Origin of the sequence: Sphingomonas sp. Leaf22 (assembly GCF_001421715.1) — a bacterium.
Classification (GTDB): domain Bacteria; phylum Pseudomonadota; class Alphaproteobacteria; order Sphingomonadales; family Sphingomonadaceae; genus Sphingomonas.
The window spans coordinates 294,429-316,586 of record NZ_LMKP01000012.1; the positions used below are offsets into that span (position 1 = coordinate 294,429).

A 22,158-nucleotide genomic window follows, 5' to 3' on the forward strand; every position below is an offset into this window, starting at 1 on the left:
CTAGATACGATCGGGCCGGCGTTGTCGAGCGGGGCGATCAGGGCGACCGCCGCCCCGCCCGATCAATCCGCTCCGAGCGCGTCCGCTTCCTCGCGGTCGCGCTCGGCACGGCTCTTCTTCTCCGCCGCCGTCTTCAACTGGCCGCAGGCCGCGCCGATATCCTGCCCGCGCGTCCGGCGTACGGGCGCGGAGATGCCGCCTTCGAACACGATGTCGCTGAATGCCCGGATGCGTTCCGGCGTCGAGCATTCGTAGAAGGTGCCCGGCCATGGGTTGAACGGGATCAGGTTGACCTTGGCCGGCAGCTGGTACTTGCGCAGCAACCGCACCAGTTCGCGCGCATCGGCGTCGCTGTCGTTCTTGTCCTTCAGCATCACATATTCGAACGTGATGCGCCGGGCATTGTTGGCACCGGGATAATCGGCGCACGCCTGCAACAATTCCTCGATGCCGTATTTGCGGTTGAGCGGCACGATCTCGTCGCGGACTTCCTTGGTTACCGCGTGCAGCGATACGGCGAGGTTCACGCCGATCTCGGCACCCGCGCGTGCCATCATCGGGACGACGCCCGACGTGCTGAGCGTGATCCGCCGTTTGCTGAGCGCAAGGCCGTCGCCGTCCATCACGACGCTCAGCGCATCGCGCACCGCATCGAAATTATACAGCGGTTCGCCCATGCCCATCATCACGATGTTGGTGAGCATCCGCCCCTCGGGCTGGCTCGGCCATTCGCCCAACGCATCGCGCGCCAGCATCACCTGTCCCACGATCTCGCCCGGGGTCAGGTTGCGCACCAGCCGCATCGTGCCGGTGTGGCAGAAGGTGCAATTGAGCGTACAGCCGACCTGGCTCGACACGCACAGCGTTCCCCGATCGGCATCGGGGATAAACACCATCTCGTAATCCTGCCCGTCGGGCGAGGTCAGCAGCCATTTGCGCGTGCCGTCGTTCGACACCTGCGCCTCCTTTACATCGGGGCGACCGATGACGAAGTGACGTTCGAGCGTCGGGTGCTGCGCCTTGGCGATATCGGTCATCGCCGAAAATTCGGTCGCGCCGCGATTATAGATCCAGTGCCAGATCTGCTTGGCACGCAGCTTCGCCTGTTTGGCGTCGAACCCGGCAGCTTCGAGCGCGGCGCGGATTTCCGGTTTCGACAGGCCGACCAGATCGGTCCGCCCATCGGGACGCGGGGCCAGCGGCCGCGGAACGGGCACGGGGTCGACATGGCCGGGAATCGGCATGGGGGGCGACGAGACTGTCAGCATCGGCGGGATATAGCCGATTTGCGGCAGGATTTCCACTGGCCGCTACGACCCGCCCACCAACCGTCATCCCCGCGCGGGCGGAGTCCCTGCGTGATCGCTCTTTCACGCATCAGCCGACGCCGTCATCCCCGCGCAGGCGGGGATCCATAAACGCAGCGGCAGCGACTCCGGCACGAACGTCGGCGGAAATGGATTCCCGCCTTCGCGGGCATGACGATGGATGCGCTCGGCTACCCTACAAACACCCCAGCGCCGCCGCATCGATCGCGGTCGCGGCACCCGCCAGCGCATAGACGTCGACGAACGCAGCGCCGTTTTCGGCGACGCTTTCGATACTCATCGACCGCCCGCCGCGCATCGCCGCCACGATCGCGCGGTCGGTGGCAGTGTCGGGGCTCCATGCGTCGACCCGCCCGGCCTTCAGTTCGAACCGCCGCTCGCCGATCGCCAGCACCACGCGCGCGCTGTCGCTGCGCGCACGGCTCAACCGGACATGGACCTGACCGCGCGCGCCCGCACCGGGCCAGTTGCCGATGCTGGCGAAGGATGTGCCGCTGCGCCCGCGCACCGGTCGGCTGATCGCATAGCAGCGGGTCGGCGCGTCGTCGCGAAACGCACCCCAACGCTGATGAATACCGATCGCCTGCGGTGCCGCCACCGCCAGCAACAGCGCAATCAAGCCGGTGCCGCCATCGACGGCCCGCCGCTGCCCCGATGCGCGATCGTCTCGTGCCCGCCCTCGATCAGCGCGATCGATCCTTGCGGCAGATCGTCGGCGACCGGCGCGGCGAACCGCGGATCGACCGGTATGCCGGTCAGGACGCCGCGCAGCACCCGGCTCGACATGCCGTGCATGATGACCAGCCGGTCGCCGGGATCGTCGTCGGTATCGCTGGCCCACGCGCCCACCCGCGCCGCGATCGCATCATACCATTCGCCGCCGGGGGCGGGGCGACGATACAGGCGCGCCTCGACGTCGAGGAAGTCGGCGTCCGGCCCGGTCAGTTCGCGATAATAGCGCCCCGACCAGTCGCCCATGCCGATTTCGACCAGCCGGTCGTCGCGCTGTGCCGCATGCCAGTCGAGTTCGAGATGCTCGGCGATGATCGCCAGCGTCTGGAGTGCCCGCCCCGCGCTCGACGCCCATAGCGTCAGCTTCGGCTTGACCCCCAGCAGGTCGCGCAGCGCCGCGCCCATCGCATCGGCCTGGGCGAACCCCGCGCGGGTCAGCGGGGTGTGCGGGTGATCGCCCTGCATCCGCTGCGCGATATTGTACACGGTCTCGCCGTGGCGGGCGATGAAATCGCGTCCCTTGCGGGCGGCGTGGGGGTGGATCGTCATGGTCCTGCTTTCAAGCCCGTGTTGCGCGAATGCAACGGTTTTCGCTGTTTAGGTGAGGTTCATGCAACGCCCGGCGAATGCGTCCATTGAACCCCGGCGTCCATATGGACGGTGTTTATGGAGTTTTGACGATGCGTACCCTCATCCTTGGTCTTGCCGCTGCCGGCACCGCCCTTTCCGCTACACCCGCCATGGCGCAGGACGTGAACCCGGCCTTCACCGGTTTCCGCGTCGGCGCGCTCGCCGGCTATGACGGCATCCGTCCGGGCAGTACCCAGGATACCGACCTCGACGGCGATAACCAGACGGTCAACGGCCTGCTCTATGGCGTCGATGCCGGATATGATTTCGCGCTGAGCAACTTCCTCGTCGGTGTCGAAGGCGAATATACCGGATCGACCGGCAAGGTCGAAACCGCGCGCACCGACCCGAACTTCTTCGGCTTCGGCAGCGTGTCGACAGGCCGCGACCTCTATGTTGGTGCCCGCGCCGGTCTGGTCGTCGCGCCGACCACGCTCGCCTATGTGAAGGGCGGCTATACCAACGCCCGCCTGAACGTGCTGGCCAGCGACGGCACCGTCGACAGCCGCGAGAATTTCGAACTGAACGGCTACCGCGTGGGTGCCGGCGTCGAGCAGGCGATCGGGTCGCGCGCCTATGCCAAGCTCGAATATCGTTATTCGAACTACAACAACGCCGATTTTCAGCGCGTGGATGGCAGCACCACGTCGCAGTTCGACATCGATACCGACCGGCATCAGGTCGTGGCGGGCGTCGGCATCCGGTTCTGATCGTCGACGGGAACGCCCCGATGCGCGTTCCCGCAGGCGGTGCCGGCTCGCTCCCCCGCCCCGCGACCCACGACAGTATCCTGAATGGGTGGCGGGGCGGGGGAGCGGGCCGGCACCGCAAGTCGCTCGAGAGAGCGACCAGACCGTGTGCGTTTACATCCCGGTAACCAAGTTGCGCGAGGAGGGTCGGAGCAGTTTGCGCCGGCCCTTCTTTGCGCTAGACACGCTGCTCGGTTTTCTAAGGGGTCGGCACCGAATCCGCCGGCCCGAGTGCGAGCGCATCCGCGCGGGGGAACATCATGAAGGCGACGATCGAACGCGCGACCCTGTTAAAGGGCCTCAGCCACGTCCAGTCGGTGGTCGAGCGGCGCAATACCATCCCCATCCTGTCGAACGTGTTGATCGAGGCCGGCGAATCGACGCTGCGCCTGATGGCGACCGACCTCGATCTCCAGATCGACGAGACGATTTCGGCGGCGATCGATCAGCAGGGCGCGATCACCGTATCGGCGCACACGCTGTTCGACATCGCGCGCAAGCTGCCGGATGGCGCGCAGGTGCAATTGTCGGCAGCCGAAGGGCGGCTGACCGTGGTGGCCGGGCGCGCGCGCTTCAGCCTCGCGACGCTGCCGCGCGACGATTTCCCGGTGATCGCCGAAGGTGAGCTGCCGACCCAGTTCGAACTACCCGCGACGACGCTGAAGGCGATCATCGACAAGACCCGGTTCGCGATCTCGACCGAGGAAACGCGCTATTACCTCAACGGCATCTTCCTGCACGTCGCCGAAAACGACGGCAAGCCGGTGCTGAAGGCTGCGGCGACCGACGGCCACCGCCTCGCCCGCATGACCGTGGACCGGCCGGAAGGCGCGGAAAAGATGCCCGACGTCATTGTGCCGCGCAAATGCGTCGCCGAACTGCGCAAGCTGTTGGACGAAGTCGACGGCTCGGTCGGCGTGTCGCTGTCGGGCAGCAAGATCCGCTTCGATCTGGGGCAGGCGATCCTGACCAGCAAGCTGATCGACGGCACCTTCCCCGATTATTCGCGCGTCATCCCGACTGCGAACGACAAGCTGCTGAAACTCGACCCGAAAAGCTTCATGGCCGGCGTCGACCGCGTGTCGACCATCGCCACTGAAAAGACCCGCGCGGTGAAGATGGCGCTCGACCGCGACAAGATCACCCTGTCGGTGACCAGCCCCGAAAACGGTGCGGCGGCGGAGGAAGTGCCTGGGGAATATACCGCGCTCCCCTTCGAAATCGGCTTCAACAGCCGCTATCTGCTCGACATTCTTGGGCAGATCGACAGCGACCTGTGCGAAGTCCATCTGTCGGACGCAGCCGCCCCGACGCTGATCCGTGAAAATGACGCGTCGCCCGCGCTCTATGTGCTGATGCCGATGCGCGTCTGACGCAGCGTCTTTCTGCTGCCAAACACGTCATCCCAGCGAAGGCTGGGATCTCCCCGTGATGGCGCGGTCTGCTTGCCGCGGGAGATCCCAGCCTGCGCTGGGATGACGTTTATGGGGAAGACCGTTCGGGCATCCGTGCGGACTCCACTTTACTCGCCCGACCATCCGGCTATTTATCGCTAGACGATAAATGAAGGAATTGCCGTGAAACTGGTCCGGGGTGCGTGGAAGCTGCTGGTCGGGATCAAGGACGCACTGGTCCTGTTCCTGCTGCTGCTGTTCTTCGGCAGTCTGTTCGCTGCCCTGTCCACCCGGCCCAATACCCGGGTGACCGATGGCGCGCTGCTGCTCGACCTGTCGGGATCGATCGTCGAGCAACCCGCCGAGACCGATCCGGTCGCGGTGCTGAGCGGCCAGCCGGTCGCCCAACAATTGCGGCTGCGCAACGTGGTTCGCGCGCTCGATGCGGCAAAGGGCGATGCGCGGGTCAAGGTCGTCGTGCTCGACCTCGACAAGTTCGCCGGCGGCTATCCGGCGGTACTGGCCGAGGTCGGCGATGCCGTCGCCCGTGTCCGAGCGTCGGGCAAACCGGTGCTGGCCTATGCCACGCTCTATACCGATGGCGGCTATCGCATCGCATCGAACGCCAGCGAGATCTGGCAGAATCCGTTCGGCGGCACGCTGTTCCGCGGCCCCGGCGGGTCGCAGCCCTATTACAAGGGGCTGATCGACAAGCTGGGCGTCAACGCCCATGTCTACCGCGTCGGCCAGTTCAAGTCGGCGGTCGAACCCTTTACCCGCGCCGACCAGTCCGAACCGGCCCGCGCCGCCAATCAGGCGCTGTACGGCGCGATCTTCGACCAATGGCGCGCGGCGGTGCAAAAGGCGCGGCCCAAGGCGCAGCTCGACGCCTTCCTGACCCGCCCGGCGGAAACGGTGCAGGCGGCGGGCGGCGACATTGCCCAAGCCAATCTGCGCGGCGGGCTGATCGACCAGCTCGGCGACCGCATCGCCTTCGGCAAGCGCGTCGCGGCGCTGGCCGGTGAGGATGCGGGCAAGGCCGCGGGCAGTTTCCGTACGATCAAATATGCCAATTGGCTGGCGGCGAACCCGGTCCCGACCGGCGGCGACGCAGTCGGCGTCATCACCGTTGCCGGCACGATCGTCGATGGCGAGGCGAAGGCCGGTACGGCGGGCGGCGACACCATCGCCAAGCTGCTGCTCGACGGGCTCGCGACCAAGAACCTGAAGGCACTGGTCGTCCGCGTCGATTCGCCGGGAGGATCGGTGCTCGCCTCCGAACGCATCCGTCAGGCGATCCTGCAGGCCAAGCAGGTCGCGAAGATCCCGGTCGTGGTATCGATGGGCGGGCTTGCCGCATCAGGCGGCTATTGGGTGTCGACGCCGGGCGACGTGATCTTCGCCGAACCCAACACCATCACCGGATCGATCGGGGTGTTCGGGGTCATTCCGACCTTCGAAAACACGCTGGCGAAGATCGGCGTCACGTCCGACGGCGTCGCCACCACCCCCCTGAGCGGCCAGCCCGACGTGATGCGCGGCACCAGCCCGGCGTTCGACGCGATCATGCAGGGCAATGTCGAGGATATCTATCGCCGCTTTACCGGCCTCGTCGCCACCTCGCGCAAGCTGACGCCGCAGCGCGTCGACCAGATCGGGCAGGGCCGAGTGTGGGACGGCGGCACCGCGCGCCAGCTGGGGTTGGTCGACCGCTTCGGCAATCTGAACGATGCCGTCGCCGAGGCTGCCCGCCGCGCGAAGCTCGACCCGGCCAGCGCCCGTGCCGTCTATCTCGACCGCGAACCCAGCGCCTATGAAAAGCTGCTGAAGAGCTTTGCCGATCGCGAGAAGGGCGAGACGACCGAGGCCGCCACCGACCTGCTCGGGGCCGCCGCGATCGAACAGCGCGCGTTGATGGCGCAGGCGCTGGGCGATGCCCGCCGGATGCTGACCGCACGGACCGGCGTGCAGGCGCGCTGCCTCGAATGCGCCGGGCTGGGACCGGTGACGGTGTCGGCCGACGATGCGTCGCTGCTCGACCTGATCGTGGCGCGGCTGTTCCGATGATCGCGATCCGCGCCGCCCGGCCCGAGGACGCCGCCGCGATCGCCGCGATCTATGCGCCCTATGTGCTGGGCGGCACGGTGTCGTTCGAAACCGACGCCCCTGACACCCGCGCGATCCGCCACCGCATGGCCGCCAGCGACGGTTTCTATCCGTGGCTGGTCGCGACCACCGGGGAGGCGGGGGGCGATGCCGTGCTCGGCTATGCCTATGCGACGAAGTTTCGCGAGCGCCCGGCCTATCGCTACGTCGTCGAAACCTCGATCTACATGGCCGGCAGCGCGCAACAGCGCGGCACCGGACGGCTATTGTACGAAGCGTTGATCGACACCCTGCGCGCGCAGGGGTTCACGCAGGCGATCGGCGTGCTGTCGCTGCCCAACGACGCCTCGATCACGCTGCACGAGGCGGTCGGCTTCCGCCGTGCCGGGGTGTACCGCGGGGTCGGGTTCAAACAAGGGCGCTGGATCGATGTCGGCTTCTGGCAATGCCGGCTGAACGAAGGGACCGTCCCGCCGAAGGAACCGCGGGCGTTCAGTGCGGTCGGGGTGGTGCGGGGGTAAACCGCGCCTACCTTCTTGCTCGCATCCGTTTGCCCCCCCCAACCGTTCGGTTCGAGCAGCTTCGAGCGAAGTCGAGAAGCGCCCGTCGAGAACGGGCCGCTTGAGGCACCCCCTTCTCGACTACGGTTCTCGACAGGCTCGAACCTCCGCTCGAAGCGAACGGGGGAGGGGAGCGCCCGGCAGACGCAGACCGACAACGCCCGTGCCAAAACCGTTCGTGCTGAGTAGGGGCCGAGCCTGTCCAAGACCCGTATCGAAGCACGGCCCCGTCGATACGCTGTTTCGACAAGCTCGACAGCGACGCAGGACGAACGGCGTTCGACCGGCACCCCCTACCGCTTTCCCCGATACGCCGGCAGCGCGATCCGGAACCGGATCGCCGCCCCGCGCAGCGCGAAGCCCGCCGTCGCCGCCGGCAGCGCCGCCACGAACGGCGGCAGGCCCAGCGCGACCAGCACCACATGCAGCCCCGCCGCCAGCGCCGCCGCCGTCACATACAGTTCCGGCCGCATCAGGATGGACGGTACGCCCGCCAGCACGTCGCGCAGGATGCCGCCGACGCACGCGGTCAGCACCCCCATCACCGCCGCCTGCAACGGTGGCACGCCATAGGTCAGCGCCTTGGCCGCGCCGAACACGCCGTACGCCGCCAACCCCGCCGCATCGAGCCAGTCGAGTGCCTTGTCGCGCCACCAATGTTCGGGGGTGATCCATACCAGCATCGCCATGCCGACACAGATCGCCGCTACCGGCGATCCATGGACCCAGAAGACCGGTGCCCCGATCAACAGGTCGCGCACCGTGCCACCGCCGACTCCGGTGATCAGCGCGAAGAACGCCGCCGTGACGAACGTCTGCGCCGCCCGGGTCGCCGCCAGCGCCCCCGACGCCGCGAACACCGCGATACCGATCATGTCGAGCGCCCCGAGCATCTGCCCCAGCGCCTGCGGAGAAGGAACCATGGCGTCTCGCTAACGTACCGCAGGGGAAGAGTCCGTTCCAAAAACATGCGGGCCGGTCGGTTTTTCTCGATCGTTCCTTGGTCGCCACGCCGGCACCGGTGCGTAAAGCCGATGGAGGTCGAGTCGGCCGCGCCCCGCCCTTGCCGACCCACCGCCCGATCGGGCAAAGGAACCGCCATGCGACGCCTGTCCTCCGCCGCCACGCTCACCACCGTCCTGCTGGCCGCGCTGGCCGGTATCGTCGACGCGCTGGCGTTCAGCGGCCTTGGCGGGTTCTTCGCGTCGTTCATGAGCGGCAACTCGACGCGCTTGGGCGTCGGCCTCGCCCATGGCTGGGATTATGCCGCCGCGACGGCCGCCGCGCTGGTGCTGTCGTTCGTCGCCGGGGCGATGCTCGGCACCATCGCCGGCGCGGCCGCGGCCGAACGGCTGGGGCAGGGGCGTCGGGCGGAGGCGGTGATGGGGGTCGTCACCCTGCTGCTCGCGATCGGCGCGGCGATGGCCGCCTTCGCCCCACTGACGCTCGCCATGCTGCTGCTCGCCGCGGCGATGGGTGCGCAGAACGGCGTCGTCGCCCCCGATGGCGAGGTGCGGGTCGGCCTCACCTACATGACCGGCACGCTGGTCCGCATCGGCCAGCGCGCCGCGCGGCGGCTGCTCGGCGACCGCTCGGCACCGGGGCTGCGTCGCGACGCGCTATTGTGGCTGGGCTTCGTGGCGGGGGTGACGATCGGCACGATCGGCTGGAACTGGCTGGGGTTGGCGGCACTGTGGGTCGTTGCCGCGCTGTCGGCGCTGCTGACGATGCTGGTCGCGCGGGTCGACCTGCAATAGGTGCCGCAGATCTTTGCTCCTCGCCACCCGCTCAAATCCGTTATCCGTTTAGTTCGAGCAGCTTCGAGCTTGTCGAGAAGCGTCCGTCGAGAACTCGGTCGCTTGGGGCAACGCCTTCTCGACTTCGGTTCTCGACAGGCTCGAACCTGCGCTCGAAGCAAACGGGGAAGGGAATGTCCCCGTTCGTCCTGAATTGCTGTTGAGCTGGTCGAAATGGCGTATCGAAGGACTTAACAGGTGCTTCGAAACTTCGCTGAGCCCCCATCAGGCACGAACGGACCGGCTTCCGTACGACCGCCTTTAAACTTCCCCCTCCGCCGGCAACAACCCGCGCACTTCGCCGATGAACCGCACCACCGAAATCGGCTTGGTCACATAGGCATTGGCCCCCGCCCCGCGCACCCGGTCCTCGTCGTCGCGCCCCGAATAGGCGGTGACCGCCATGATCGGGATCGTCCGCAGCCGGCTATCGCCCTTCAGCATGGTGATGAGCTCGAGGCCAGTCATATGCGGCAGCTGGATATCGGTGATGATCAGGTCGGGCAGAAAGGCGCGCGCCCGCGTCACCGCCTCCCGCCCGTCGCGCACCGGTTCGGTGTCGTACCCGTGCGCGCGCAGCAGGTCGCAGAACAGTTTCAGGTTGAGTTCGTTGTCCTCGACAACGAGTACCCTTTTTGCCACGCGCGTTGCATCCCCTGATAGTTCCAACGACGGTGTAAGCGATGCGACAGCGCGAGACAAATCAAGACGCGGCAACCCTTGCGTTACAGGCACTTGGCTGGGTGATCGGCGATGAGACCCGCGCCTCGCGCTTCCTCGCGCTGACCGGCATCGACCCGGCCGATCTGCGCGCGCGGGCCGGTGAGCCGTCATTTCTGGCGCAGGTCGTCGCCCATCTCGAATCCCATGAACCCGATCTGCTGGCCTGTGCCGATGCGCTGGCGGTGCCGCCCGCCGCGCTGGTGCAGGCCCGCGCCGAACTGGAGACTGCATGAAACCGCTGCTCATCACCGATTGCGACGAAGTCCTGCTGCACATGGTCCGCCATTTCGGCACCTGGCTGAAGGACGCGCACGCGATCGATTTCCGCCTGCACGGGGGTGGATTCGCCGAATCCATGACCCGCGCCGACGGTACGACGGTCGAACCGCTGGAGATGTGGGGGTTGCTCGACGGCTTCTTCCCCGCCGAAATGGCGCGGCAGACGCTGGTGCCGCATGCCCGCGATGCACTGGCGGCGCTGGCCGAACAGGCCGACATCGTCGTCCTCACCAACCTGCAGGATCATTGCCGCAGCCACCGCATCGACCAGCTGGCGACGCACGGCATCGTCCACCGCGTCGAATGCAATCAGGGCGGCAAGGGGCCACCGGTCGCGCGGCTGGTCGCCGAATATGCTCCCAGCGTTACCGTGTTCGTCGACGACCTCGCCGTGCATCACCAATCGGTCGCCGATACCGCGCCGGACGTGTTCCGGCTGCACATGGTGTCCGAACCCGACCTTGCGGTGCATGTCGCGCCGGCCCCCGCCGCCCATGCCCGTATCGATGACTGGGTGGAGGCCAGAGGCTGGATCGAGGCACGGTTTGCCGAAGGACGCCCGGCACAGGCTTGACCTTGCCCCCGATCAACGAAAGGAACGCATCCATGGCATATGACATCCCCGCAAAGCTGGCCGAACGCGGCCTTTCGCTCCCCGCCGCCGCCGCCCCGGTCGCCGCCTATGTTCCGGCCGTCGAGGCCGGCGGGCTGCTCCACCTCTCGGGCCAGCTGCCCTTCGAGGACGGCAATCTGATGACCGGCCGCGCCGGCGAGGACCGCGATCTTGCCTATGCGACCAGCGCCGCGCAGAAATGTGCGCTGATGATCCTTGCGCAGGCCGAAAAGGCGCTCGGCAGCCTCGACCGTATCGAACGCGTCGTGAAGCTCGGCGTGTTCGTCAATTCGGCGGGCAGCTTCACCGACCAGCCGAAGGTCGCCAACGGCGCGTCCGAACTGATGGTCGAACTGTTCGGCGACGCCGGCCGTCACGCCCGCAGCGCGGTCGGCGTGCCGGTCCTGCCGCTGGGTGCCGTGGTGGAGATCGACGCGATCCTCGCCATCCGGCCGTAAGCCCTTCGGCACCGGCCCACTCTCTCGTCCGGAGCGGGCCGGTGCCCTCCGTCGCGCGTATTCGCGTGGTTTACGAGCGGCGGGCTGTTGCGATCGCGCAACAGCCGGCGCGTCGTCTCTTGTCCACGCGCAATTCCGATTGTGCGGCGCGGTACGCTAAGACATATTCGATCGCAGAGCGTCAGACCGCACGGGCCAGCAGGCCCACCGAATCGCGGCGACGTTCGAACGCAGGAGAATCACCACGGAACCTAGAAAGGGTTTACGATGCGATTCTCGATCATTCTCCCGGCCGCCATTCTGGCCGCCACCACCGCGATGCCCGCCATGGCGCAGGACGAAACCGCGCCGCCCGCACCGATCACGATCAGCGGCAGCGCCGGCGTCACCTCCGACTATCGTTTTCGCGGCGTGTCGCAGAGCGACAAGAACGTCGCCGTTCAGGGCGGCATTACCATCGCCCATGACAGCGGTCTCTATATCGGCACCTGGGGCTCGAACCTCGCCGGTTGGGGCACGTTCGGCGGCGCGAACCTCGAACTCGATCTGATCGCGGGCTACAAGAAGACCTTCGGCACCGCGACCGTCGATGCCGGCGTCACCTGGTACACCTATCCGGGCGGTGCCGACGAAACCGACGTCGTCGAATTCTATGGCAAGCTGTCGGGCACCGCCGGTCCCGCCACGCTGACCGGCGGCGTGTTCTACGCGCCCAAGCAGACGTCGCTCGGTTACTTCACCGCCTCGGCCACGCCGCTGGTGGCGGGCGACGGCAGCCGCCAGAAGAACCTGTACCTCTCGGGCGACGCCGCGGCCGGCGTGCCGTCGACGCCGGTCACCCTGAAGGCGCATATCGGCTATTCGGACGGCAACCCCGGCCTCGGCCCCAACGGCACCAGCCTTGCCCCGACCGGCAAATATTGGGACTGGCTGGTCGGCGCGGACTATACCTACAAGAATCTGACGCTGGGCGTCGCCTATGTCGATACCGACATTTCGCGGTCGGAATCGGCCTATATCCAGCCGAACTTCAGCAAGACCACCAATGGCAGCCCGATCGCCGCCAGCACGGTGGTGGTATCGCTGACCGCGGCGTTCTGATCGGACGGCGGGCGGTACAACCGCCCGCCGACGGGACGGAGATTCACGACCATCGTCATGCCCACGCACGCCGGGATATTCCGTGGAACGGGCGACACCTTCGCCGCGAGAGACGCCAGTCTGCGCTGGGGGACGGTTGTGGTCGGGGTGTTAGCGTGACTGGCTGGGGCTGAAAGGTCACCCGCCCTATCCGTTCGGTTCGAGCAGCTTCGAGCTTGTCGAGAAGCGTCCGTCGAGAACGCCCCGTTTAGGGCACCGCCTTCTCGACTTCGGTTCTCGACAAGCTCGAACCTGCGCTCGAAGCAAGCGGATGGGGAATGGGAGATGGGGTTGAGGCCCAGAGCCCAACCCCTAAGGTCATGCAACCACAAAAAGGCCGGCCACCCGACAGGGCGACCGGCCTTTTCGCTTGTCCGAACCCGCAACCCTTACGGCGTGGTCGTCCGCGCGCTCTGTCCGTCGCCGGCAGGAGCGGCGATGATGTCGCGGGTCGTCGACCCCTTGTCGACGACGTTGGTGCCCGGATCGGCCACGGCCGAACGGATGCCGGTATCGGCGTCGGCATTGCCCGCCTGCTCCAGCGTCAGCCGCTCGGTGGCGCTGCGCGGGGCCGGGCCGCCGAACAGTGCCTGCATCGCCTGCGTCGACGCAGCGGTGTCCTGCGGACGGGCGGCACCCGGCTGCGGCGGTACCAGCGAATAATCGGGCGGAATTACCAGCGGCGCTTGTCGCGCGACCGCGAATTCGTCGGGGCGCGATCGGTTGAGGGCATTGCCCTGACACCCGGCAAGGATCAGGCCCAGGCTGCCGAGAACGATGAACTTACGCATTGGCCTTCTCCACAGGAACGTCGGTTTTCGGCTCTCGGGTGAACAATGCCCGGATGAGCAGGATCACGACGCCGATCGAAATCGCCGCATCGGCGAGGTTGAATACCATGAACAGGCTGTACCCGAAAACGTGCAGGTCGGCATAATCGACGACATAGCCGAACCGGATGCGGTCGACGATATTGCCCAGCGCCCCGCCGAGTACCAGCCCCAGCCCGATCAGCTCGGGCTTTTGCGTCTCGCGCCGGATCCACACCGCCACGCCGGTCGCGATCAACGCGGTCATCGCCACCAGCGCCCAGCGCGCGGTATCGCTGCCCGCCTGCAACAGCCCCAGCGAGACGCCGAAATTCTGCACGAACCGCAGCGTGAAGATCGGCAGCACGTTCAGCTCGGCACCCGGATAGTCGATACCCATCGGCCCGGTGACCCAGTATTTCACCAGCTGGTCGAACGCGAAGACGGCCAGCGCGAGGACGATCGCGATCTTGCGCATCACGCCACCACCGCTGCACAGCGCCCGCACAGGTCGCCGTCGGTCGCCACGTCGGGCAGATGCCGCCAGCAGCGCCCGCACTTCGCTTCCTCGGTCCGGGTCACCGCGATCTCGCCATCGCCCGCCGCGACCTTCGCCACGATGAACAACTCGGCCAGTTCGTCCGCCGACAGCGGCAGCGCCGGCACGGTCACCTCCGCCTCCAGACTAGACCGCACGGTCTTGTTCCGGCGCAGCGGCTCGATCGCCTCGGTCACCTGGCTACGCAGGCGGCGCACATCGGCCCATTCGGTGCCGAGCGGCTGATCGGCGGGCAGATGCGGCAATTCGGGCCATTCGAGCAGGTGGACCGACCCGTCCTCGCTCGGGAACCGCGCCTGCCACACCTCTTCGGCGGTGAACGCCAGGATCGGTGCGGCATAGCGGACCAGCGCGTGGAACAGTATGTCGAGCACCGTGCGATACGCCCGCCGCCGCACGTCGTCCGCTGCATCGCAATAGAGCGAATCCTTGCGGATATCGAAAAAGAACGCCGACAGATCCTCGTTCGCGAAATCGGTCAGCGCACGGGCATAGCGGTTGAACTCGAACGCTTCCGCCGCGCTGCGCAATTCGGTGTCGAGCGACCCCAGCAGATGCAGGACATAGCGTTCCAGCCCTTGCATCGCCGCCACCGGCACCCGCTCGTCCTCGCTGAAACCGTCCAGCGCGCCCAGCATGTAGCGGAAGGTGTTGCGCAGCTTGCGATAGGTATCGCCGGTGCCGGCCAGCACTTCCTTGCCGATCCGCACATCCTCGAAATAATCGGTCTGCGCGACCCACAGCCGCAGGATGTCCGCGCCCGATTCGCCGATCACCTTCAACGGATCGACGACATTGCCGAGCGACTTCGACATTTTCCGGCCATTGCCGTCCAGCGCGAAACCGTGGGTCAGCACCGTGTCGTACGGCGCCTGTCCCCGCGTTCCGCAGCTTTCGAGCAGCGACGACTGGAACCAGCCGCGATGCTGGTCCGACCCTTCGAGATACAGGTTCGCGCGGGTGCCCGCCCCGAACCGCTTTTCGATGGTGAAGACATGGGTGCAGCCCGAATCGAACCACACGTCCAGAATGTCGGTCACGACCTCGTAATCGGCCAGCGCATAGTCCGGCCCCAGCAGCGCTTGATGTTCCGCCGCATACCACGCATCGGCCCCGCCCTCGCGGAAGGCGGTCAAGATGCGGTCGTTGACGGCGGGGTCGCGCAGATAGTCGCCGGTCGTCCGGTTGACGTACAGCGCGATCGGTACGCCCCATGCGCGCTGGCGGCTGATGACCCAGTCGGGCCGCCCCGACACCATCGCCCCGATCCGGTTGCGCCCCTTTTCGGGCACGAACCGCGTCCGCTCGATCGCGTCTATCGCGATTTCGCGAAGGGTAGCACCGTTACTCTCCCTCTCCCCTTCAGGGGAGAGGGTTGGGGAGAGGGGAAGTGCGGTGAGGTTGGTTACATCGAGCAGCGGATCGCCACTGGCCGACGGCGCGGTTCCCGCGCCGATCTCCGCGCTGCGACCTGCCCCCGGCAGGTCGCTGTTCGCGCTCCGATCCATCGGAATAAACCACTGCGGCGTCGCCCGGAAAATGACCTTCGCCTTCGACCGCCAGCTATGCGGATAGCTGTGCGCAAAGTCGTCCGACGCCGCCAGCAGCGCGCCCGCTTCGCGCAGGTCGCGACAGATCGGCCCTTCCTCCAGCTTGCCGCCATGCCCGGCGGCAACGAATTTCGGGTTGATGACGCTGCCTTCGCCGCCCAGCCACGCCCAGTCGTCGCGATACCGCCCATCGCCCTGCACCGCGAACACGGGTTCGATGCCATGCGCCTTGCACAGCTCGAAATCGTCCTCGCCATGGTCGGGCGCCATATGGACCAGCCCGGTACCGGCATCGGTCGTGACGAAATCGCCCGGCAGCAGCGGACGCGGCTTGGCGAAGAACCCGCCGCGCGCATGCATCGGATGGCGGGCGGTGGCTCCGGCGAGGTCGGTGCCCTTACCCGACCAGACAATCGTCCAGCCGGGACCTTCAGAAAGCCACGGGCTGCTGCCGTATCGACCTAGAGCCGATGCGATCAGTTCGGTCGCCAGCAGGTATACTCGATCCCCAACGCGGACGGCCGAATAATCAATCTCCGGCCCATAAGCCAAAGCCTGATTGACCGGAATCGTCCACGGCGTCGTTGTCCAGATCACCGCATGCGCGCCGACCAGTTCCGGCGCATTCGGCGCATCGACGATCTCGAACGCCACGTCGATCTGCGTCGACACGACGTCCTCATATTCGACCTCGGCCTCGGCCAGCGCGGTCTTTTCGACCGGCGACCACATCACCGGCTTGGCCCCGCGATACAGCTGGCCCGACATGGCGAACTTCAGCAATTCCTCGGCGATGGTCGCCTCGGCGTCGAACTTCATGGTCAGATAGGGGTCTTCCCAATCGCCCATGATGCCGAGCCGCTGGAACTGGCCCTTCTGCACATCGACCCATTTGGCGGCATAGGCGCGGCATTCGGCGCGGAACTCGGCCGGGGGGACCTCGTCCTTGTTGCGCTTCTTGGCGCGATAGGCTTCCTCGATCTTCCATTCGATCGGCAGGCCGTGACAGTCCCAGCCGGGGATGTACGGCGCATCCCTGCCCATCAGCGACTGGGTGCGGACGACGATGTCCTTCAGCACCTTGTTCATCGCATGGCCCATATGGATGTCGCCATTGGCGTAGGGCGGGCCATCGTGCAGCAGGAAGCGTTCGCGCCCGGCACGTGCCTGCCGCAGCCGCTCGTACAGCCCGATCTTCGCCCAGCGATCGAGGATCGCCGGTTCCTTGGCGGCAAGGCCGGCCTTCATCGGGAAGTCGGTCTTCGGCAGGAAGACGGTGTCGCGCCAGTCGCGCGTGGGTTCGGGCGTATCGGTCATAGGAATGCCCGCGATTAGCCGATGCCGCGTCGCTACGCCAGCGGGTGGTTTTCTGTCGGGGGCGTTGGTTGAAAAGAAGCAGAATTGGTTCGCGCAAAGGCGCGGAGGCGCAGAGGAGGTTGCGCATATGGCGCCCGCCCGGAGATCGGGAGACCCGACGCCGGTTGCAGCGGGAATAAAGGCCGCTGGCGCGGATGCGGTCGCGCCGAGCGAACCCCCTCCGCGCCTCCGCGCCTCTGCGCGAACCAATTTCTTCTAGGCCGCCAGCACCGCCCGTGCCCGCTCACAATCCGCCGCCATCTGCACCTTCAGCGCATCGAGCGACTCGAACTTCGCCTCCGCGCGCAGAAACTCGATCAACGCGACCTCAATCACCTGCCCGTACAGATCGCCCGAGAAATCGAAGAAATACGGCTCCAGCAACTCGATCGGCTCGCCCGCGATCGTCGGCCGGATGCCCAGATTCGCCGCGCCCTGCAACACCCGCCCATCGGGCAGCCGCCCGGTCACCGCATAGATGCCATAGGCCGGGCGCAGATACTTGCCCATCGACAGGTTGGCGGTCGGATAGCCGAGTTGCCGCCCCAGTTGCGCGCCCGGCTCGACCACCCCCTCGACCGCGAACGGCCGGGTCAGCATCGCCGCCGCCTCGCGCGGCCGTCCTTCGCGTAGGCAATCGCGGATGCGCGACGACGACACCACCGCCTGTCCGTCGCCGACCGGCGCGACCGTTTCGGCGACGAAGCCGTATTGCTCGCCCAAGGCCCGTAGCACGCCGACGGTACCGCCGCGCCCCTTGCCGAAGGTGAAGTCGGTCCCGGTCACCACGCCCGCCGCCCCGGTCATCGCCGCCAGCCGTTCGGCCGCGAACGCTTCGGCCGACAGCCCGGCCAGCGCCGCATCGAACGCGAAGACCAGCATCGCATCGGCCCCGGCGGCGGCGAACAACCGCTCGCGCTGGTCGAGATTGGTCAGCCGGAACGGCGGCAGATGCGGCTGGAAATAGCGGCGCGGATGCGGGTCGAACGTCGCGACGATCGCCGGTCGTCCCTCGGCCCGCGCGCGTGCGACGACGCGGGCGACCACCGCCTGGTGCCCGGCATGAAAGCCGTCGAAATTGCCGAGCGCGACGATCCCCCCGCGCATCGCCGCCGGAATCGCCGCGCCTCCGTCGAGACGCTGCATCGCCGCCCCCTAGCGTCCAGCGGCTTCGTGCGAAAGGGGCTGCATGCCGGCGCGCAGCACGCGCAGCGCATTTCCGCCCATGACCTTGTCGATCTCGCTTTGGTGCAACCCCGCCTGCCGCAGCGCCTCGGCGACCAACCCGACCCATGCGGTGTCGAACCCGGTCGTCACCGCCCCGTCGAAATCGGACCCCAGCGCGACATGGTCGATCCCGGCAATGTCACGGACATGGACGATGGCGCGGGCGATCGCGGCCGGATCTGTCGAACACGCCGCGCCCGGCCAATATCCGATGCCGACGATCCCGCCGGTCCGCGCGATGCCCCGCACCTCGGCATCGGTCAGGTTGCGATTGATGTTGCAGGTCGCCTGCACCCCGCCATGGCTCGACACCACCGGCCGGCGCGCGACCGTCAGCACATCGGCCAGCGCGGCATGGCTGGCATGGGCGACGTCGACGATCATCCCCATCGCCTCCATCCGCGCGACCACCTGCCGCCCGAACGGGGTCAGCCCGCGCTTCGCCTCGCCGTGCATCGACCCGGCGACCTCGTTGTCGTAGAAATGGGTCAGCCCCGCCATCCGGAACCCGCTTCGATACAGCCGGTCGAGATTGCCGAGATCCCCCGCCAGCCCGTTCAGCCCCTCGACCGACAGCATCCCCCCGACCGGCCGCACCGGCCCGCCCGCCGCGCGTGCCGCCAGCAGTGCGTCGAGTCCGGCCGGCGTGGTCACCACCCGCAACTGCCCGCCCGACGCCCGCGCCGCCCGCCGCAGCCGCGTGGCATGCCAGAGCGACCGGTTGAGCAGCGATCCCCAGGTCCGCACCGGCTGCAACTGCGCGATCACCAGCGGGGTGATATTGTCGCTGTCGCCGTCATTGGCCTCGTAATTCTGCCCACGCGGCGTCTTCGTCACCGACGAAAAGATCTGGAGCGCGACATTGCCCTCCTGCAATCGCGGCAGATCGACCTGCCCCCGCGTCGCCCGCGTCAGCAGGTCGCGCGACCATAGCAGCGTGTCGGCATGCAGGTCGACGATCGGCCCGGCAAAGCTCGGGCGCGGCGGGGTTGCGATCCGTCTGGCCAGCGCCGTCGACGGCTCGACCTTGTTCATCGATCGCTCGACGATGCCCGGCACCAGCGCGAAAAAGGCAGCCGCCAGCACCGCCAGCAACGCGACGCCCCACCAAACCGCCTTGCGCATCCGTCGTTTAACCCCTGCGGTGCTGGATTCGGCACCGACCAGTCCCTTACGCGGTCGGGGCCGGGCGGAGCAATGTGACGAAGCTGTAGGCCGGACGATCTCCCGCGGCACTGTGGTCCTCGCGCCACGCTTCGCGCCAGCCGGTAAATGGCGGCACGACAGCATCGCCCGCGGGTGTCGCATGGACTTCGGTCAATTCGATCCGTTCGATCCGCGGCAGCAGCAGCGCGAGGATCTCCGCGCCGCCGATTACCGCGGCGTCCGGCCCGGCCAGCGCCAGCGCCGCGTCGGGATCGTGCGCGACTTCCGCCCCCGCCGCCTGCCACCCCGACGCGCGGGTCAGCACGATATGGCGGCGGCCGGGCAGCGGCGATGGAAAACTCTCGAACGTCTTGCGGCCCATCACCATCGCGCGGCCCATCGTCAGCGCCTTGAACCGCTTCAGGTCGGCGGGCAAATGCCATGGCAGGGTGCCATCGACCCCGATCACGCCATTGTCGGCACGGGCGAGGATCGCGTCGATCATATCGCCACCGCCGCCTTGATATGCGGTTGCGCGACATAATCGTGCAGCACGAAATCCTCGATCGCGTAGCCGTCGATCGCATCCGGCCGCCGCGCAATCTCCAGCCGGGACAGAGGGCCGGGCGTGCGGGTCAGCTGCTCACGTGCCTGATCCAGATGGTTCTCGTACAGATGGCAATCGCCGCCGGTCCAGATGAACTCACCTACGCCCAAATCGCATTGCTGCGCGAGCATATGGGTCAGCAGCGCGTAGCTGGCGATATTGAACGGCACGCCGAGAAAGATGTCGGCGCTGCGCTGATACAGTTGCAACGACAGCTTGCCATTGGCGACATGAGTCTGGAACAGGCAGTGGCATGGGCTGAGCGCCATCGCCTGCAACTCGCCCGGATTCCACGCGGTCACGATCTGCCGGCGCGAGGCGGGGTTGGTGCGGATGGTCGCGATCAGTTCCGCGATCTGGTCGATATGCCGCCCGTCCGCCGCCGCCCAGTCGCGCCACTGCTTGCCGTAGACCGGGCCGAGATCGCCGTTCGCATCGGCCCATTCGTCCCAGATGCTGACCCGCTGCTCCTGCAACCACCGCACATTGGTGTCGCCGCGCAGGAACCACAGCAGCTCGATGATGATCGAGCGCAGATGCAGCTTCTTGGTCGTCAGCACCGGAAAGCCGGCGGACAGGTCGAAGCGCATCTGGTGCCCGAACACCGACCGGGTGCCGACCCCGGTGCGATCGTCGGTCGGAACGCCGTGGTTCAAGGCGCGCTGCATCAGGTCGAGGTAAGGCGTCATGGCGTCGTCTTAGTCCGCAAAGCAGAAGAAGCAAAAGAGGTTCGCGCGGAGGCGCGGAGGCGCGGAGGTGGCGCTTGCGGCAACGTCCCCCACGCCAGCGGCCTGATCCCGCGTCGCAACCGGGCAAGGCGATAGCGCTGACGCGCGACATGTCCCCCAGCGCAACCCCTCCGCGCCTCTGCGCCTCCGCGTGAACCCCCTACTTCTTCTTCCCCCACTCGCCCAAAAACAAAAAAGGGCCGATGCGTTTCCGCACCGGCCCAGGGGTTTTCCGCAGGAGGAAAGTGGTGACCGGACGGCAGGGGACTAGGCCGCCGCCCGGAAGAGGAGAAACTCAGTAGTTGTAGGCGCGCTCGCCATGCTCGCCGAGGTCGAGACCTTCCAGTTCGACTTCCTTCGACACCCGGCCACCGGTCAGCGCCTTGGCGATAACCCAAGCGATCGCGGTACCGACCGACGCCCAGACGATGGTCACGATCACCGCGAACACCTGCACGCCGAGCTTGGCACCCATGTCGTAATCGGCCGCACCCGGACCGCCCAGCGACGGGGCATAGACCACCGCCGTACCGATCGCGCCGATGATGCCGCCGACGCCGTGGATGCCGAACGCGTCGAGCGAATCGTCATAGCCGAGCTTGGGCTTGAGCACCGTCACCGCGAAGAAGCAGACGACCGAGGCGATGGCACCCAGCACGATCGCACCGAACGGACCCGAGTTGCCGGCGGCCGGCGTCACCGCGACCAGCCCGGCGATGATACCCGAGCAGAAGCCGAGCGCCGAACCCTTATGCCCCGAGAACTTCTCGGCCAGCATCCAGAACAGCCCGGCCGAGGCGGTGGCGACGAAGGTGTTGATCATGGCGAGGCCGGCGGTGCCGTTGGCTTCGAGTGCCGAGCCGGCGTTGAAGCCGAACCAGCCCACCCACAGCAGCCCGGTGCCGACCATGGTCAGCGTCAGCGAATGCGGCGCCATGCGCTCGGTCGGGAAGCCGATCCGCTTGCCCAGCAGCAGGGCGAGCACCAGCGACGACACGCCGGCATTGATGTGGACCACGGTGCCGCCCGCAAAGTCGAGCGCGCCCGCCTTGAAGAAATAGCCGCTGGTCGCCCACACCATGTGCGCGATCGGGAAATAGGTGATCGTCAGCCAGACGATGGCGAAGACCATGACCGCGGCGAACTTGATGCGTTCGACCACCGATCCCAGCACCAGCGCGATCGTGATCGCGGCAAAGGTCATCTGGAAGCAGATGAAGACATATTCCGGGATTTCGACGCCGACGGTGAAGGTCGCCGCCTGCGACGCGGCGGTGACGCCCGACAGGAACGCCTTGCCCGGGCTGGCGATGAAGCCCGACAGCGTCGTGTTCGCGACGTCGGGACCGAAGGCCAGCGAATAGCCGTACATCACCCAGATGAGCATCGCGAGCGACGCGACCGCGCCGATCTGCGTCATCACCGACAGCATGTTCTTGGTGCGGGTCAGACCGCCATAGAACAGCGCGAGGCCGGGGACGATCATCATCAGCACGAGGACGGTCGACACCATCATCCATGCCGTGTCGCCCTTGTTCACCGTCGCGACGGGCGCGGCGGCGGCGGCCGGGGCCTGCAGCGCCACGTCCTGCGCCCAAGCGGGCAGCGCGGCGAACAGGCCGAGTGCGGCACCCGCCATCAATGTCTTCGGATGTTGCATGATGCCCC

22 protein-coding genes are annotated in these 22,158 nt (G+C 67.1%); 9 read left to right on the plus strand and 13 right to left on the minus strand.

What is annotated here, in order from left to right; all coding sequences use genetic code 11:
* Positions 1-62: 62 nt before the first annotated feature.
* From rlmN to ASE70_RS08070, 3 genes are all read right to left on the minus strand, one after another.
* A complete protein-coding gene (gene rlmN / locus ASE70_RS08060) occupies positions 63-1,268 on the minus strand; it encodes a 23S rRNA (adenine(2503)-C(2))-methyltransferase RlmN (protein ID WP_056503580.1) in 1,206 nt (401 codons plus the stop codon).
* A gap of 235 nt (positions 1,269-1,503) precedes the next feature.
* Complete coding sequence (locus ASE70_RS08065) at positions 1,504-1,947, minus strand: hypothetical protein (protein WP_056503245.1); 444 nt, start codon at positions 1,945-1,947, stop codon at positions 1,504-1,506.
* Positions 1,944-2,609 (minus strand): histidine phosphatase family protein, encoded by a 666-nt coding sequence (locus ASE70_RS08070; RefSeq protein WP_056503249.1) that lies wholly within the window; start codon positions 2,607-2,609, stop codon positions 1,944-1,946. Before ASE70_RS08070 ends, ASE70_RS08065 begins: the two co-directional genes overlap by 4 nt.
* A 131-nt stretch (positions 2,610-2,740) precedes the next feature.
* Here ASE70_RS08070 and ASE70_RS08075 point away from each other — a divergent pair, with 131 nt between their 5' ends.
* The 4 genes from ASE70_RS08075 to ASE70_RS08090 all read left to right on the plus strand — a co-directional run bounded on the left by ASE70_RS08075 (position 2,741) and on the right by ASE70_RS08090 (position 7,460).
* A complete protein-coding gene (locus ASE70_RS08075; RefSeq protein ID WP_056503583.1) occupies positions 2,741-3,400 on the plus strand; it encodes an outer membrane protein in 660 nt (219 codons plus the stop codon).
* 299 nt (positions 3,401-3,699) lie between these two features.
* The gene (gene dnaN, locus ASE70_RS08080) at positions 3,700-4,812 is read left to right on the plus strand and encodes a DNA polymerase III subunit beta (protein ID WP_056395987.1); all 1,113 of its coding nucleotides are present in this window, start codon (positions 3,700-3,702) and stop codon (positions 4,810-4,812) included.
* Positions 4,813-5,016: 204 nt separating this feature from the next.
* Positions 5,017-6,900 (plus strand): signal peptide peptidase SppA, encoded by a 1,884-nt coding sequence (gene sppA / locus ASE70_RS08085; RefSeq protein WP_056503251.1) that lies wholly within the window; start codon positions 5,017-5,019, stop codon positions 6,898-6,900.
* Positions 6,897-7,460, plus strand: a complete 564-nt coding sequence (locus ASE70_RS08090; protein WP_056395993.1) for a GNAT family N-acetyltransferase — start codon at positions 6,897-6,899, stop codon at positions 7,458-7,460. The genes sppA and ASE70_RS08090 overlap by 4 nt, the downstream gene beginning before the upstream one ends.
* Before the next feature lie 332 nt (positions 7,461-7,792).
* Here ASE70_RS08090 and ASE70_RS08095 read toward each other — a convergent pair whose 3' ends face one another.
* Positions 7,793-8,422 (minus strand): trimeric intracellular cation channel family protein, encoded by a 630-nt coding sequence (locus ASE70_RS08095; protein WP_056395995.1) that lies wholly within the window; start codon positions 8,420-8,422, stop codon positions 7,793-7,795.
* Positions 8,423-8,599: 177 nt separating this feature from the next.
* Between ASE70_RS08095 and ASE70_RS08100 the strand changes: the two genes are divergently transcribed.
* Positions 8,600-9,256: a YoaK family protein gene (locus tag ASE70_RS08100; RefSeq protein WP_056395996.1), complete on the plus strand. Its 657-nt coding sequence runs from the start codon at positions 8,600-8,602 to the stop codon at positions 9,254-9,256.
* Between the two features lie 300 nt (positions 9,257-9,556).
* Here the strand turns inward: ASE70_RS08100 and ASE70_RS08105 are convergent, their stop codons facing one another.
* Positions 9,557-9,937 (minus strand): response regulator, encoded by a 381-nt coding sequence (locus ASE70_RS08105; RefSeq protein ID WP_056395998.1) that lies wholly within the window; start codon positions 9,935-9,937, stop codon positions 9,557-9,559.
* Positions 9,938-9,978: 41 nt separating this feature from the next.
* On the opposite strand from ASE70_RS08105, the gene ASE70_RS08110 reads away from it, so the two are divergent.
* The 4 genes from ASE70_RS08110 (at position 9,979) to ASE70_RS08125 (ending at position 12,469) form a co-directional block, all read left to right on the plus strand.
* Positions 9,979-10,251: a DUF3572 domain-containing protein gene (locus ASE70_RS08110; RefSeq protein ID WP_056396000.1), complete on the plus strand. Its 273-nt coding sequence runs from the start codon at positions 9,979-9,981 to the stop codon at positions 10,249-10,251.
* Complete coding sequence (locus tag ASE70_RS08115; protein WP_056396003.1) at positions 10,248-10,871, plus strand: hypothetical protein; 624 nt, start codon at positions 10,248-10,250, stop codon at positions 10,869-10,871. The genes ASE70_RS08110 and ASE70_RS08115 overlap by 4 nt, the downstream gene beginning before the upstream one ends.
* Positions 10,872-10,903: 32 nt before the next feature.
* Positions 10,904-11,368, plus strand: coding sequence for a RidA family protein (locus ASE70_RS08120; RefSeq protein ID WP_056396006.1), 465 nt, complete (start codon positions 10,904-10,906; stop codon positions 11,366-11,368).
* Positions 11,369-11,635: 267 nt separating this feature from the next.
* Complete coding sequence (locus ASE70_RS08125; protein WP_056396009.1) at positions 11,636-12,469, plus strand: TorF family putative porin; 834 nt, start codon at positions 11,636-11,638, stop codon at positions 12,467-12,469.
* 428 nt (positions 12,470-12,897) lie between these two features.
* Here the strand turns inward: ASE70_RS08125 and ASE70_RS08130 are convergent, their stop codons facing one another.
* From ASE70_RS08130 to ASE70_RS08165, 8 genes are all read right to left on the minus strand, one after another.
* A complete protein-coding gene (locus ASE70_RS08130; RefSeq protein ID WP_056396014.1) occupies positions 12,898-13,299 on the minus strand; it encodes a DUF3035 domain-containing protein in 402 nt (133 codons plus the stop codon).
* The gene (lspA, locus tag ASE70_RS08135) at positions 13,292-13,795 is read right to left on the minus strand and encodes a signal peptidase II (RefSeq protein ID WP_056503586.1); all 504 of its coding nucleotides are present in this window, start codon (positions 13,793-13,795) and stop codon (positions 13,292-13,294) included. The genes ASE70_RS08130 and lspA overlap by 8 nt, the downstream gene beginning before the upstream one ends.
* Positions 13,795-16,743: an isoleucine--tRNA ligase gene (gene ileS, locus ASE70_RS08140; RefSeq protein ID WP_056503254.1), complete on the minus strand. Its 2,949-nt coding sequence runs from the start codon at positions 16,741-16,743 to the stop codon at positions 13,795-13,797. The genes lspA and ileS overlap by 1 nt, the downstream gene beginning before the upstream one ends.
* Before the next feature lie 255 nt (positions 16,744-16,998).
* On the minus strand, positions 16,999-17,928 hold the full coding sequence (locus tag ASE70_RS08145) for a bifunctional riboflavin kinase/FAD synthetase (RefSeq protein WP_056503257.1): 930 nt from the start codon (positions 17,926-17,928) through the stop codon (positions 16,999-17,001).
* A 9-nt stretch (positions 17,929-17,937) separates the two neighbouring features.
* Entirely contained in the window at positions 17,938-19,134 is a 1,197-nt protein-coding gene (locus tag ASE70_RS08150; RefSeq protein ID WP_056503259.1) for a dipeptidase, read from the minus strand.
* 46 nt (positions 19,135-19,180) lie between these two features.
* Positions 19,181-19,660, minus strand: coding sequence for a dihydrofolate reductase (locus ASE70_RS08155; protein ID WP_056503263.1), 480 nt, complete (start codon positions 19,658-19,660; stop codon positions 19,181-19,183).
* On the minus strand, positions 19,657-20,451 hold the full coding sequence (locus ASE70_RS08160; RefSeq protein ID WP_056503265.1) for a thymidylate synthase: 795 nt from the start codon (positions 20,449-20,451) through the stop codon (positions 19,657-19,659). The genes ASE70_RS08155 and ASE70_RS08160 overlap by 4 nt, the downstream gene beginning before the upstream one ends.
* Before the next feature lie 334 nt (positions 20,452-20,785).
* Positions 20,786-22,150 carry an ammonium transporter gene (locus ASE70_RS08165; protein ID WP_056396098.1) on the minus strand — a complete coding sequence of 455 codons (1,365 nt, stop codon included), beginning with the start codon at positions 22,148-22,150 and terminating at the stop codon, positions 20,786-20,788.
* Positions 22,151-22,158 lie beyond the last annotated feature (8 nt).